Consider the following 13,965-nt stretch of genomic DNA (forward strand, 5'->3'; position numbering starts at 1 on the left):
TTTGAATAAATCAAAACGTCGACAAACCACTCCATTCCATAAAACGGTAAACCCCGTATTTAAGTTTTGATTCATCAGCGTATTTGCTGTAATCCACACTCATTTGACGACCATTTAAGTTTGACCAAGCCGTATTAAAATACTGTTCAGCATCGATAAAAACTTGCTGTTGCGGATTGCCAACCACCCGTAAATCAGTTTCCAAATTATAATTTTTTAAATTACGTGCGGTAAAATTGGCTGAACCTAAAATCATTTCCGCAGATTGCGCATTATGCTTTACGATCATCTTACTGTGGCATTGCTCACCTTGAGTATTACACCAACGCACATCAATTCCTGCTTCATTTAACTCTGAAGCCACTTGACGGTTTGGGATACCATTTTTTTGACGACCAAATGCATCTTTATTCGGGTCAAGCAAAATACGTAATTTCACTCCACGTTGCTTGGCAGCAACTAAACTTTTAACAATTTGGCGCTCTGACAAATAGAACATAGCTAAATCAATTTGATCATTGGCTTTTGCTGACGCCAACATGTTTAAGACCGCATCATAAATTGCTTTTTCAGTCAGTACTTGAACCTGAGGATCATTTGGATTTTCAGGTAGTTTGCCAAATGCAACAAAAGGCGTATCACCTCCCGACATATGTGCGACGGTTTGCTCAGTATTTAAAATATCTGTCGCAGTTGCACCATCAACCATTAATGCAATATTGGAGTGACGTGAGCTACCATCATGAGGATTGGCAGATGTGACGATGGTTTTCCAACCTTCTGCGGTATCAACCACGATGGTTTTACGATGATTGGCTTTAAAATTAAATAAATTTAAATAACTGCGGACTGTAATTTTTTCTTCGCCAAATGGATTATTCAGCCAGCCTTTATTTGGGTTATTGCCAATATCCTGACAGCATAAATACCATATCCCAGACCAAATAGGATTAGATGCGCGGAGTGGTGTTAAATTCGTTTCAATCACGTCAATACCACCTAAACGTAATTGACGATATTGTTCAGGCTGAATTCCACCATAAACAGAATTGATTGGATCGGTAATAAACTTAATTTCTAAGCTTGGGTTTACAATTTTTTCATTAATCAAGGCTTGGGTTAATTGCTTGGTTAATTCTCGTTGCTGAACTTTAGAATCGCCGACTTCACTATTAAATAGAAACATATCGATCACAATGGTGGTCTTGGCTTGCTTAATCAGCTGTAACACCTGATCAAAGATATGTTGATCAAGTTGCTGCTTCCCTTGCGCATCAATATAGGTTTCATCGGCAATAAATTTTACATTGGCGTGACGCAATGGTCCGGTAAAATTCAGCCCTTTAGGAAGCGGTTTATAAACATGATAAATCGCAGATGAGAAATATCCTAAGGCCAATATGCCGATAATAATGCCGAAATAGCGACGTTTTGACCAATTCAGTTTGTTTTGAATTTTATTGAAGATACGCATAAGAAAAGACCTAGACCAATTTAGGGTCTGTCAACATTTCATATATAACTTGCGTTGTCGGCTAAAATTGAGCAAACGAGGCATGAAATGAAGAGAATAGCGAGACTATTTTCAAGTTTCATAACGATGTTTGAGATAATTTTAACCACAACCCTGAGCAAAAAACAAAGCGCTGCTTTGTTTGCAGCGCAAGGCGCAGCAGAAACGACTAGAGTATTTTTTGATGCTACATCGTTATGACCTACTCATTTAGATCACTAAATTTCATAGTTCATGCCTTGTACCTTCTAAAAAACACTCGTTGTCGCAAATACAGATGAAGTATTGGCAGACCCTTAGAGCCTAGGTCGAATTCCTTTATTTTTCAATAACGATTTGGTGAATGATTGCAAATAATTAGAACTTATAGTCCATACCTATGACAAAGTTACGTCCAATTTGTGGAATATTCGATAAGAAAGAAGTGTGTTCATAAATCTTCTCGTCCAACAGGTTGTTAGCTTTAAAGAATACTTTCGCTTCTTGTTTGTTGGCCAAAGGATATTGATAAGCAACACCTAGGTTCACCATGTTATAACCTTTGGTTTCTTGTTCATAAGACGCAAATTTATCTTGATTAAACACATGTGAATATTCTGCTGAACCAGACCAACGCTCATCAAACTCAGCATTTACACGAGCGCCTAAACGACCAGCAGGAACACGCGGTGCATTTTCATCTTCAATTTTACCGCGTACATAGTCGCCAAACAGACTGGTTTTATACACATCATTCCACTGATAAGCGACTTCACCTTCTGTCCCATAGAACTTGGCTTTATCTTGACTATATTTGATCAGACGGAAGTTTTCGTATTGATCCAAAGTTTTGGCATAAATGTAGTTATCAAACCAATTTTGATAGACATGTACATGATAGCTCAACTTGTCATTATCATAATGCAGGCCTAATTCCACATTATTTGACTTCTCTTTATTTAAATCTTGATTGCCCAACTCATAAGTGTTGGTCGCATAATGCTTTCCATCAGCATAAAGTTCTTGTGCTAAAGGCAATCGTTCTTGATGAGAACCCGTTAAAGAGAGCGTGTAATTTGGTGCAAATGCCCAATTCACAGCACCAGAATATGAGAATGCATTGCCATCAAAGTCTTTTTGATCTGAGTCGACATCCACTGTTTGATGATCAAAACGAGTCCCTAATTCCACATGAAAATCACCAAATTGGCGATGCTCTAAGCCAAATACACTATACTTTTGGGTTTTATTTGGTGCAAGAACCGCTTCTTCACCTGTGATATCTAATTTTTGCTGGCTGGCTTGGACACCCCACACGCCTTCCCAAGCAGCAATCGGATTGTGTAACAACTCAACACGACCTTCATAACCTTTGCTCTTGAAGGTTGTCATTGCTGTACTTCCTTCAATTTCATCATGTTGATAGTCGGTATAACTTGCTTGTGCACGAAGTTTTTTAAAGCCTGCAAAAGGTTCATTGAGCTCAGAACGGAAATCATAACGTTCTGTTTTCATATCAATCCATGGCCCAGCTTTAGCGTGATCATGGTCTTCTTCACCATGATCATGGTCATGACCCGCATGGTCGTCATCATCGTGCCCACCACAATGAAGTGATAAGCCATGTAAATGGCATGACTCATATTCATGGCTATGCCCAGGTAAACCGTATTGATCTTGGCGATTGCTATAAGACACGCCAGCAAAACCACGCTCGCCGATCCAAGATAAGCCAACATTTACATTTTCAGACTCTGAAAATGTATTGCCAACTCGACGCTCTTTCGTACTATGAGCATGATCACCATGCTCTTCTGTTACGATATAGTTCGGGGTAATGTAATCATTGGCGTCACGTTTTAAGCCTTCTACACGTAATGCAACATTTGAACCTAATCCAACAGTCACCCCAGCATGCGCCATTTTTTCGTCGTTGCCTGTGTTATAACGCAGACCAACATTGCCTTCATAACCATTTTCAGGCATTGCTGTCGGAATCTTGCTGTCAACCACATTGACTAAACCACCCACAGACCCAGCCCCATATAATAATGTTGATGGTCCACGAATGACTTCAATTTTTTGCGCAAGTTGCGGATCTACAGTGACGGCATGATCTGGTGACAAACTTGAAACATCCATTGTCTCTGTTGCATTCTGAGTCACTTTAACCCGTGCACCCTCTTGCCCACGAATTACAGGCCGACTAGAACCCGCCCCAAAGGTATTGGAATAGACCCCTAATTCATCTTTGAGTGCTTCACCTAAAGTCGTGCCCGCCTGTTGTAGTTTTTCACGTGAAACAGTTTCATCTGCAACGCCAAAATCTTGACTTGAACGGACCAAGGGATGTCCAACAACGGTAATGGTTTCTAATTGTTGTGGATTTTTTTCAGTATTGGTTTGATCTTCAGCCCAAATAGAAGTTGAAATAACTGCAGAAATGGAAAGTGTTAGGGCACTTTTGGTAAAGGACATGCGATTGCTCTCAAAGCTCAATATTCTTGAATTATGTTATATTATAACATTTCAATATTTTTGCAATAAAAAACATTCGTCCTTTAGCTTTTTATATAGAATCAGATCAAAACCATTGCTTAACTTTTTAATATTCTAATGCCCTTTACACTTTCACATGCTGTTTTAGCACCACCTTTGTCGAAACTTTCAGGGAATCGTTTGCCGATTGCAGCACTCGCGATTGGCACAATGACACCAGATTTGTATAGAGTGTTGGTTAAAACTGAAATTTATTTAAATCATCAGTTTAAAGGAATCATCTATCCAGATTTATTGGTGGGATTACTGTTCTGCTTACTTTGGTATAGCTTATATCGCCCATTATTATTTAAGTTTTTAGGCGTTCAAAAACCATTAAACATCGCTTCGTTTTCAACTTTTTTTAAATTCCTAATTTGGATGATACTGGCGATTATCTTAGGTACAGCAACCCATATTATTTGGGATGGTTTAACCCATTTAGATTTTCGAACTTTCGCTTTTAAAGAATTTTTAGCCCAACCTGTCAGTTTGTTTGATCGTATTTATCCGATGCATAAAGTCCTACAAATCGGCTGTTCTGCTGCGGCTTTACCGTTTTTAATGTGGATGGGTTTGCATTACTTTTTTAAATATAGCGTCAGTCAAATACGAAATCCTAAAGTAAATTTTTTCTGTATAAGTTTATTTGTAACTGCGTTTTTTAGTGGCTGTTTGTATTATGTTTATATTGCCAAAAGTACAGGCTTCGTTCCACAGGATACTGATTTATATGTATTGATTGGCTTCTTTATGAAATTTTTCACCCAAGGTTCCGCCCTTTGTTTCACTTTAGGTTGTCTATTGTTTCATTATTTAAATTATAAAAAATATTTTGAATGATGCTCTATTTGCCGATTGAGTCACTGAAACTTTCTTGAAATCAGCTTAAATTTATTCGGCAACAAGCTAGTTTTTGCCCCAAGTCCTTGTGACTCACCGCTCAAAGAGGCATAATCTCACATTACATTTTTAGGCGATGCGCTGTTTACGTACTCGCTTCCTTAACCCATATAGTTGGATTTTTAACGCTATGATGCGAACTCATTATTGCGGTTCTTTAACCGAAGCTCAAATTGACCAGACTGTAACGCTTTGCGGCTGGGTACATCGTCGCCGTGACCACGGTGGGGTGATTTTCCTTGATATGCGTGATCGTGATGGTCTTGTTCAAGTCGTCATCGATCCAGATACCCCAGAAGCATTTGCAACTGCAGATAAAGCACGTTCAGAATATGTATTAAAAATTGTAGGACGTGTACGCCGTCGCTATGAAGGCACCGAAAATGCCAATATGGTAAGTGGTCAAATCGAAGTTTTAGGTAAAGAAATCGAAGTTCTTGCTGCATCTGAAACTCCACCATTCCCATTGAATGATGAAAATGCCAATATTTCTGAAGAAATCCGTCTGAAATATCGTTTCCTCGATATTCGTCGTCCAGAAATGATTGATCGTTTACGTTTCCGCTCTAAAGTGACCACGTTAATTCGTAACTACTTAGATGAAAATGGCTTCTTGGATGTTGAAACACCAATTTTGACACGTGCAACACCTGAAGGTGCGCGTGACTATTTAGTACCTAGCCGTGTTTCAAATGGTAGCTTTTATGCACTTCCGCAATCACCACAATTGTTTAAACAATTGTTAATGGTTGGTGGTGTAGACCGTTATTACCAAATCGCAAAATGTTTCCGTGACGAAGATTTACGTGCAGATCGTCAACCTGAATTTACTCAAATCGACATCGAAACATCATTCTTAAATGATGACGATATTATGGATTTGATGGAAGGTATGACCGTTAAGATGTTCAATGAACTTCTTGGTGTGAAATTCGACAAATTCCAACGCATGACTTATGCAGACGCTATGCGTGATTATGCATCTGACAAACCAGACTTACGTATTCCTTTGAAACTTGTAGACGTTGCCGACATGATGCAAGACGTTGAGTTCAAAGTATTTGCAGGTCCAGCAAAAGATCCTAAAGGTCGTATTGTTGCACTTCGTGTACCTGGTGCAGGTTCACTGCCACGTAGCCAAATCGATGAATACACTAAATTCGTTGGAATTTATGGCGCGAAAGGCTTGGCTTATATTAAAGTCAATGAACTTGAAAAAGGTATCGAAGGTCTTCAATCACCTATCGTTAAATTCATCGAACCAATCGTGCTTGACTTGTTAAAGCGTGTTGGTGCTGAAAACGGTGACATCGTATTCTTTGGTGCTGATAAAGCCAAAGTTGTAAATGATGCTATGGGTGCTTTACGTATCAAGATCGGTCATGACATGAACATGTCAACAACCGAGTGGGCGCCACTTTGGGTGGTTGACTTCCCAATGTTCGAAGAAACTGATGATGGTAAATGGACATCTGTTCACCACCCATTCACACTTCCAAAATCAAGCGTTGAAGAAGTGAAAAGTAATCCTGGTGCAGCACTTTCTGTTGCTTACGATATGGTATTGAATGGTACTGAAATCGGTGGTGGTTCATTGCGTATCTACACTTTAGAAATGCAAAAAGCCATTTTTGAAGCTTTAGGTATTGGCGAAGAAGAAGCTGAAGAAAAATTCAGTTTCTTATTAAATGCTTTAAAATTCGGTGCACCTCCTCATGGTGGTTTAGCATTCGGTCTAGACCGTTTAGTGATGTTGATGACTGGTTCATCATCTATCCGTGACGTGATTGCTTTCCCGAAAACCAAAACTGCTGAGTGTCCATTAACTCAAGCACCTGCACCAGTTGAACCAAATCAATTGCGTGACTTGGGTATTCGTTTACGCGAAAAACCAAAAGCTGAAGAAGCTAAATAATTTTTAGTTGTTTCATCGAAAACCCTGCTTAATGCAGGGTTTTCTATTTTTCATATGCATTTTATTTCGATAGGTTCTAATTGAGATAAGTTCTCATAAATGGCATACTATCGCTGTTAACTTTTGAGGTGAAAACCTATGGCTATGCGACCTAATGTACTTCGTCATACAATTATTATCATTGTATTTTCAGTGGTTCAATGGGGATTTATGCGTTATATCCTAAGCCATCAGTTGTTTAATTTAGATACTTATCAACGTATTCTATATTTCAGCATGAGCAGTTTTATTGCTGGTTTCTTTATTATTTCAGCACTGATTTACTTGGTGTTGAAAGGCAATGCTGATCGCGACTAATAATAATTAAATGTATAAGCTACTTAAAACTTTCTCTCGATTACCTCTAGGCATGATACAAAGTATTGCTAGAGGTGTCGGGAATTTATTGTTTATGAGTAATTCTTCAGCAAAACGCACCACTGAATTGAATTTAACAGCAGCGTATCCCGAGCTTGATGAACAACAACGTAATCAACTGATTAAAGCCAGTTTAAAAAGTCAATGTATGACTTATGCAGAGTCAATTAAAATTTGGGGATCGTCCCCAGAGTTCGCCTTAGCACAAATTAAACAGGTCTATAATGCTGAGATTTTTCTCAATGCCTTGAAGAATCCTAATGGTTGTATTGGTGTGGTACCACATTTTGGGGCATGGGAGCTCATGAACGCATGGATCAACCAACATACTCATCCCGTTATCATGTACAAGCCAAGCAGAAATAAAGACTTAGATCGGTTTATGCTAGAGTCTCGCCAACGCTTAAATGCAACATTGGTACCCACTGATGATACTGGTGTACGTGCGTTATTTAAACATTTAAAACAAGGTGGGTTTACAGCCATCCTTCCCGACCATATTCCTAAAGAGTCTGGCGGTATTTATTCTGACTTTTATGGGCAAAAAGCATTTTCTTCAACTTTGCTTTCAAAGCTTGCTGCAAAAACCCAATGTTCAGTTGTAGGTTTAACCTGTGTTCGCCGCCCTGATTTCTCAGGTTTTGATTTACATTTTACTGCACTATCTCAAGATATTAATTCTAAAGATTTACAGCTTTCTGTCGATACCTTGAATAAAGAAATGGAACGAATGATTAATATCGCTCCTGAACAGTATTTATGGGGCTATAAACGATTTAGGAAGTTAGAAGGTGGTAGGAATTTGTATAAATAAGCAAATTCCTACCCACCAAGCAATACTTCAAAATGCATATCTAAGGCATTAATGTTCAACGAAATTTTATTTTCACAGTCCGAATACCTTGTCTAAATTTTGCCAGCTTAATCATTATTTTTTGAATTTGTCTAACAATTCGTGAACATTCTTTTTTCAATTTAGCACTAAATTTCAATTTTTCCTTTTTCAAATACTTTCCTTTTCTAATATTTCTAACTTCTTCCAAGGCACTTGGGAACTGTGTATTACCATTCGTCAATGTTACATCTTGAATACATAATGCAGGGCTAAGTTGGTACACTTCTAGTTCTGGACACTCTCTAAACAAAAAATGATCCACAGGGATTAATACTTTCGATTCAACAATAAAATTCAGCAGTTTTTTTGCCACATCTTGCGATATGATATAACCACCACACCCCATATGTGCTTCACGTAATAACAATAGCTTACGAGCATCAGGAGCCACAAAGTTCTGTTGTTTTAACGCCACACCAATTTTTTTATACAAGACTTCTAACTTGATCACTAAACATTCTTTTGGAATCCACGCATCATCCAATAAAAAATTTTTTGCATTTTCGCCCAAATAAATATCATCTTCAAATATTGCAATATAATCGAGTTGCTCATCTATTGCTTTTTTCCAAAGTATCATGTGACTGAGCAAGCAACCAACCTCATTTTGATGTAAATCAGTTGTATAGCCAACTAAACCAAGTTTAGATATCGCAATATCTATATTCGCAGGCGTAATCGCATCAAAAAATTCAAAATCTACTTCTTGTTTTGCAAATTCAGCAACAATATGCTTACGGCGCTCTTGGGCTGTTGATAAACTAATGACAAATTTTTTCATAAAAACTCTTACAACAATTACTTATAAATTTAATTTTGAGATCGACTCCACGATAAAGATTAATGTTCATTTAAATTAATCGCATTTAGCGATATACTATATGGCACCACTCTAATAAATGTGATTTTAGGGGCTATAAATAATGATTAGTGAAAACATTAAAATTTTTGTAGGTTGCGACCCAAATAACTGTGACCTTGAACAACTTATGGTATTAGAACATAGTGTTCGTAAACATACACAGCATAATGTTGAATTTATTTGGATGCAACTTAGTCATGACATAAATAGTCCGTGGTATAGCGATCAAGAAGTAGGTAAGGGATGGTCTACAGAAAAATGGGCAACACCTTTTTCTGGTTTCCGTTGGGCAATACCTGAGTTATGTGATTTCACAGGTCGTGCAATTTATATGGATGCAGACGTGGTGGTGCTCTGTGATATTGCAGAACTTTGGTCACACCCTATGAATAATGATGCAATCGTTATCGCAAAAGGCGGAAAAAGTACAGCGCGTTTATGTACTTGTGTATGGGATTGTGAGAAAGCCAAACAATACCTCCCACCACTTGATGAAATTCGTACCAATCCAGACAGTCATAAAAATTTAATGCGCCTTATCAAAGACAAGCCTCAATTGGTTGAACCTTATCAAGATTCTTATAATAATATTGATGGTGAAGACTTAGCGATCGAACAAATCAAAGTATTACACTACTCAGACATGGGAACTCAATTTAGTCATAAATATGCAATTCCACGTCTTGCCGAAATGAATCAAAAACATTGGTTTGACGGCAAAATAATGCCGCATCCTCGCCAAGATTTGGTTGAGTTATTTGATCAATATTATGCAGAAGCACTAGAGCTTGGTTATAAACCTGAAAATTATTTAATTGAACCTTTTGGAAATTTTTCAAAAGCAACTCAAATTAACTACCAAGGGAATAAAGTGACTCGCCCAGATCAAGAAACCAATTGGTTGAGCAAGCAAATCCGAAAAATTAAAGCTAAATTTAAAAAGCCTACATTTACTTTAGATGGATAAATTGTCGGATAGACAATTTATCCATCTTCACTCATTTTCTCATTACGACCCTATATGAACCATAAAACACCAAAATCGATTCAATTATTTTTTTCAAATTTTGTTTTAAGAAATATCTATAAATTTATTTATAAACATAGCCATCCTAAAACACATCGACATAATCGCAAATACTGGCCTTATTATTCTGTCAAAAGAAATGAACTTGGTGGAATTGACCAGGTGTATTTTCGTAAGAAACTCATTGCTGACAATTCAGTTATGCCAACACGCGCTTGTAAAAAAAGCATGCTGGTTGCAACTGGTCCTTCCGTTCAGAAATGCCCAGAAGATGTTTTTAAAAGACAAGATATAGATTATATTGGAATTAATGGTTCAATATCATTGGACTACGTTCATTTTAAATATTATGTCATTATTGACTTCAATTTTACTAAAAATCGTTTTGACTTAGTGCTTAAAGTACTCCAAAGCCAATGTACTTTTTTCACCACCCATCGCTGTCTTGACATAATTCTAAGAAGAATCAGTCCAGACCAAATTAAATGTCAGATCAAAATTATTGAAACGATTACTGAAGGAATCGTTGAGCGATTTTTAGGACCACGTATCGCCATTGATCCCCATCAAGACTATTTTTATTTAGAGGGCGGTAAAGGGTTTTCCTTGCATATTCGCGACTCCATTTTTGATTATTTCACAGTATCCTATGTCGCTTTACAAATTATTTACTCTCTGTCTTATGAAGAAATTTATTTAGCAGGTTTAGATATGAATAACTTTAATCAGCCACGTTTTTATGAAAAAAGTAGCAACAAGCAACCGACGATGCTCGACCAATATTTAACTGAAATATTTCCAGCATTTGAGGCCGCCTCTCACTTTTTAAACAAGCAGAATATTAAAGTTTACAATCTTTCACTGAAAAGTGCGATAGAGTCTTTTGAGAAATTAGATCCAAAGCTTTTATAACGCTTTGGATGCACCTTAGCTCTTAATTTGTCTTCAATATGCAAACCAAAACTTTTCGTGATGATATCAACGGGCTTCGCGCCTATGCTGTAATACTTGTTGTTCTGTTCCATTTCGGCGTTTCAGGATTTTCTGCTGGATTCTTAGGCGTCGATGTTTTCTTTGTCATTTCTGGTTATCTAATGACAAAGATTATTATTGAGAATCTTGAAAAAAATAGCTTTTCTTTTATAAATTTTTATTTAGCACGAATCACACGAATTTTTCCTGCACTTTTCTTTGTCGTCTTGATCATGACAATTTGTGGATGGTTTTTTTTCATCCCAGAAGACTTTAAGTTATTTGCTAAAGATGCAAAATATAGTCTCAGTTTTTTATCCAATGACTTATATTATCGTCAAGCAGGTGATTATTTTGCTGTAAGTTCTCATGATAAAGCCTTACTCCATACTTGGTCTTTATCCGTAGAATGGCAATTTTATATATTATTTCCTATTCTTGTTTATTTATATTTTAAAATTATTCAAAATAAAAAATTCTTAGGGATATTTTTAATCTTATTATGCATTTCATCTTTAAGCTTTTCGATTTATATCTCATCTAAAGACTCCATCTATGCTTTTTTTAAGCTCACCTCACGTGCTTGGGAGTTGCTTGCTGGTGGCTTGGCTTACTATTATTTTCGAACATATACGCCAACCCAACCGATAAAGCATTGTCTTGAAATTATTGGTTTTGCAAGCATTGCACTAAGTTTAGTTCTGTTTGGTCAAGATACAATATGGCCAAGTTATAATGCCTTAGTTCCTGTGATTGGAACGATGCTTATTCTTATTGCCAACCAACAAAATTCAATCTTTACCAAATTTAAATTTATTCAAAATATAGGCAGTGCTTCGTACTCCATTTATTTATGGCATTGGCCTGTTGCATTCTTACTCGGATATTTTTTCTTTGAAAAAAATTTAGTCAATATTAGTTTAGCAATTCTAATTTCTTTTATTTTAGGTTGGTTAAGCTATAAATATATTGAAAGCTCAAGAAAATATTTAGTCAATATAAAGGTATATTACTGTTATTTACTATTCTTTATCATTCTTATCTCTTCATCTATGCTCTATTCATATATCAATAAGGATGGTTTAAAGAATCGTGCGGATTCACTGTATTTACGACACAATGAAAAGCTAGAAATGCCAAAAGTTTCCAATGGCTGGTGTTTTTATAACATTAAAGATGATCATAGTCTTAAGGTAGGCCAACAAGGACTTGAATGTCATATCGGATCGAAGCAAGCTGATGCTCAACCTGTGCTTTTATTTGGGGATTCTTTTGCTGGCCATAATATTCCCTTCTGGCATTACTTGGGGAAAGAACTCAACTTAAATATCCACGCAATTACTACCAATTGGTGTTATCCAAGTACAGATAAACAATTTACCGGGGATAAAAACTCTACTGCCTACCAGCAATGCATGTTGAACAGAGACTATTTAAAAAACAATATAAATCAATATAATGCATTAATTTTTGCAGGTCGCTGGTCCGATATTGTACAACAGCATCAAGAACAGAGCTTTGAGAATTTGCTAAAACTCGCCAATCAATCTCATAAGAAAGTTATTGTGATGTCTGAACCTTATGCTTTTGATGCAAACATTAGCATTTTATACAAACGATCATTGTGGTTACATCGAAATTTCAATCTAAATAGTTATTTCGATAATGTTAAAGCTAAACAGCAAAAAACTGCATCGCGACTCATTACAGACATGACTCAACGCTATCCAAATACATTATTACTCACACAAGCTGATTTGTTTAAACCGAATCATATGGCAAAAGAAAGTATTCCCTATTCTTTGGATGGTCGCCATTTATCTGTTTTTGGTTCATTGTCTTCTGAAGAGTACTTTACCCAACAGGCTAAATATAAAGTACTTAAACAGTTTTTATCTAAGCCGGAATAGTTAATTTTTATATTGGGAAAATTCTAGTCTAACTAAGCTTTGATTTCCTAGATGAGATCAAAGCTTAGTTTTTAACATGATTAAATAAACTTTAAAGTTAAAAATCAATAAATGAGCCTTTAAAATACATTCCTTTATCATAATATTGACATAAATAATTACGCTCTTTTCCCGCAAGTTTTATTAACTTAGGATATTCTTCAGCTGGATAATTAATTGCCATATCAATCAAAATCTTTTCTTTTACCCAGCGATTTTTCACTTGGTAGTAAAATGCATTTTCATCGCAATCAATCAAAGTAATACTTGGAAAAGATCGTCTTAGTACTTTTTGACATGCAACATAGGCGACTAAATATTCCAAATTACTAATTCTTTGAAAAAAATCTTTGCTATTTTTTTCTGTATTTCGAATATTTTGTACATAGCTTTTAGGTGTTTGCTGAATTGCTAAATATAATTCATCATACCAATGTTTAAAGAAAACATTATTTTTAACACTTGCCAATAACCAATTTTCCAATACAGGATAATCGATATTTGTGGTATTTTTTTTACGATAATAAGAAAAACATTCTGTCTGATTTTTTTGCATCAGTTCAGGAATCCAGTCCAAATTATCATAAACAATAATACTGGCATCCAACCAAATCCCACCGTGCTGGTATAATAGATCAAATCTGAGTAAATCAGCCTTTTGTTGAGGTGTTGCATCCTTCAATAAGGAGAAATCAATATCGCTGTACTCACTTACATTTTCTGGATTAAGTACATATACATGATAAGACGGGTTTTTTTCTCGAATATTTTGAACACACTTCTCTACAAACTCAGGAAAATTACCTTCCCAATATATCCATATTTTTTTTGGCAGTTCGATAGAGCTAGCAACAGGATTAAAAACCAGTTGTCCTGCATAGTTATCAATTTTTTTATTGGTATGTCTAATTTTGTAATAGTACATCATATGAAATTTAGCTAAATAAAATAGTTTTTTAAAAATTTTCATATAATAAATCCACAACGTTTACCTA

The 13,965-nt window shown here is 36.1% G+C and carries 11 protein-coding genes; 7 read left to right on the plus strand and 4 right to left on the minus strand.

Going from position 1 to position 13,965, the window contains the following annotated elements:
- Positions 1-10 precede the first annotated feature (10 nt).
- Together ASC84_RS12025 and znuD are read right to left on the minus strand one after the other, a co-directional pair.
- Positions 11-1,474: a phospholipase D family protein gene (locus tag ASC84_RS12025; RefSeq protein WP_056514925.1), complete on the minus strand. Its 1,464-nt coding sequence runs from the start codon at positions 1,472-1,474 to the stop codon at positions 11-13.
- Between the two features lie 396 nt (positions 1,475-1,870).
- The gene (znuD, locus tag ASC84_RS12030) at positions 1,871-3,970 is read right to left on the minus strand and encodes a zinc piracy TonB-dependent receptor ZnuD (protein WP_056514927.1); all 2,100 of its coding nucleotides are present in this window, start codon (positions 3,968-3,970) and stop codon (positions 1,871-1,873) included.
- A 138-nt stretch (positions 3,971-4,108) separates the two neighbouring features.
- Here znuD and ASC84_RS12035 point away from each other — a divergent pair, with 138 nt between their 5' ends.
- The 4 genes from ASC84_RS12035 to ASC84_RS12050 all read left to right on the plus strand — a co-directional run bounded on the left by ASC84_RS12035 (position 4,109) and on the right by ASC84_RS12050 (position 8,079).
- The gene (locus tag ASC84_RS12035) at positions 4,109-4,873 is read left to right on the plus strand and encodes a DUF4184 family protein (RefSeq protein ID WP_056514931.1); all 765 of its coding nucleotides are present in this window, start codon (positions 4,109-4,111) and stop codon (positions 4,871-4,873) included.
- Between the two features lie 190 nt (positions 4,874-5,063).
- Positions 5,064-6,848, plus strand: coding sequence for an aspartate--tRNA ligase (gene aspS, locus ASC84_RS12040; protein WP_004723113.1), 1,785 nt, complete (start codon positions 5,064-5,066; stop codon positions 6,846-6,848).
- A 138-nt stretch (positions 6,849-6,986) separates the two neighbouring features.
- A complete protein-coding gene (locus tag ASC84_RS12045) occupies positions 6,987-7,205 on the plus strand; it encodes a hypothetical protein (RefSeq protein WP_004723114.1) in 219 nt (72 codons plus the stop codon).
- A gap of 10 nt (positions 7,206-7,215) precedes the next feature.
- Positions 7,216-8,079 (plus strand): lysophospholipid acyltransferase family protein, encoded by an 864-nt coding sequence (locus ASC84_RS12050; protein ID WP_056514932.1) that lies wholly within the window; start codon positions 7,216-7,218, stop codon positions 8,077-8,079.
- A gap of 55 nt (positions 8,080-8,134) precedes the next feature.
- Here ASC84_RS12050 and ASC84_RS12055 read toward each other — a convergent pair whose 3' ends face one another.
- Positions 8,135-8,941 (minus strand): glycosyltransferase family 25 protein, encoded by an 807-nt coding sequence (locus tag ASC84_RS12055; protein ID WP_056514933.1) that lies wholly within the window; start codon positions 8,939-8,941, stop codon positions 8,135-8,137.
- A 142-nt stretch (positions 8,942-9,083) separates the two neighbouring features.
- Here ASC84_RS12055 and ASC84_RS12060 point away from each other — a divergent pair, with 142 nt between their 5' ends.
- From ASC84_RS12060 to ASC84_RS12070, 3 genes are all read left to right on the plus strand, one after another.
- Positions 9,084-9,989 (plus strand): glycosyltransferase, encoded by a 906-nt coding sequence (locus tag ASC84_RS12060; RefSeq protein ID WP_056514937.1) that lies wholly within the window; start codon positions 9,084-9,086, stop codon positions 9,987-9,989.
- A gap of 78 nt (positions 9,990-10,067) precedes the next feature.
- Positions 10,068-10,961, plus strand: a complete 894-nt coding sequence (locus tag ASC84_RS12065; protein ID WP_056515311.1) for a hypothetical protein — start codon at positions 10,068-10,070, stop codon at positions 10,959-10,961.
- Positions 10,962-10,999: 38 nt separating this feature from the next.
- Positions 11,000-12,931: an acyltransferase family protein gene (locus ASC84_RS12070; RefSeq protein WP_056514939.1), complete on the plus strand. Its 1,932-nt coding sequence runs from the start codon at positions 11,000-11,002 to the stop codon at positions 12,929-12,931.
- A 97-nt stretch (positions 12,932-13,028) separates the two neighbouring features.
- On the opposite strand, the gene ASC84_RS12075 is transcribed toward ASC84_RS12070, so the two are convergent.
- A complete protein-coding gene (locus tag ASC84_RS12075) occupies positions 13,029-13,940 on the minus strand; it encodes a glycosyltransferase family 32 protein (RefSeq protein ID WP_056514943.1) in 912 nt (303 codons plus the stop codon).
- Positions 13,941-13,965 lie beyond the last annotated feature (25 nt).

Origin of the sequence: Acinetobacter sp. Root1280, from assembly GCF_001425285.1 — a bacterium.
GTDB classification, from domain to species: Bacteria; Pseudomonadota; Gammaproteobacteria; order Pseudomonadales; family Moraxellaceae; genus Acinetobacter; species Acinetobacter guillouiae.

Excerpts from the sequence above, each read along its gene's own strand:
- ASC84_RS12070 (WP_056514939.1), top strand. The coding sequence starts at position 11,000 with ATGCAAACCAAAACTTTTCGTGATGATATCAACGGGCTTCGCGCCTAT.
- ASC84_RS12055 (WP_056514933.1), bottom strand. The coding sequence starts at position 8,941 with ATGAAAAAATTTGTCATTAGTTTATCAACAGCCCAAGAGCGCCGTAAG.
- znuD (WP_056514927.1), bottom strand. The coding sequence starts at position 3,970 with ATGTCCTTTACCAAAAGTGCCCTAACACTTTCCATTTCTGCAGTTATT.
- ASC84_RS12050 (WP_056514932.1), top strand. The coding sequence starts at position 7,216 with ATGTATAAGCTACTTAAAACTTTCTCTCGATTACCTCTAGGCATGATA.
- ASC84_RS12060 (WP_056514937.1), top strand. The coding sequence starts at position 9,084 with ATGATTAGTGAAAACATTAAAATTTTTGTAGGTTGCGACCCAAATAAC.
- ASC84_RS12075 (WP_056514943.1), bottom strand. The coding sequence starts at position 13,940 with ATGAAAATTTTTAAAAAACTATTTTATTTAGCTAAATTTCATATGATG.
- ASC84_RS12035 (WP_056514931.1), top strand. The coding sequence starts at position 4,109 with ATGCCCTTTACACTTTCACATGCTGTTTTAGCACCACCTTTGTCGAAA.
- ASC84_RS12045 (WP_004723114.1), top strand. The coding sequence starts at position 6,987 with ATGGCTATGCGACCTAATGTACTTCGTCATACAATTATTATCATTGTA.
- ASC84_RS12025 (WP_056514925.1), bottom strand. The coding sequence starts at position 1,474 with ATGCGTATCTTCAATAAAATTCAAAACAAACTGAATTGGTCAAAACGT.
- aspS (WP_004723113.1), top strand. The coding sequence starts at position 5,064 with ATGATGCGAACTCATTATTGCGGTTCTTTAACCGAAGCTCAAATTGAC.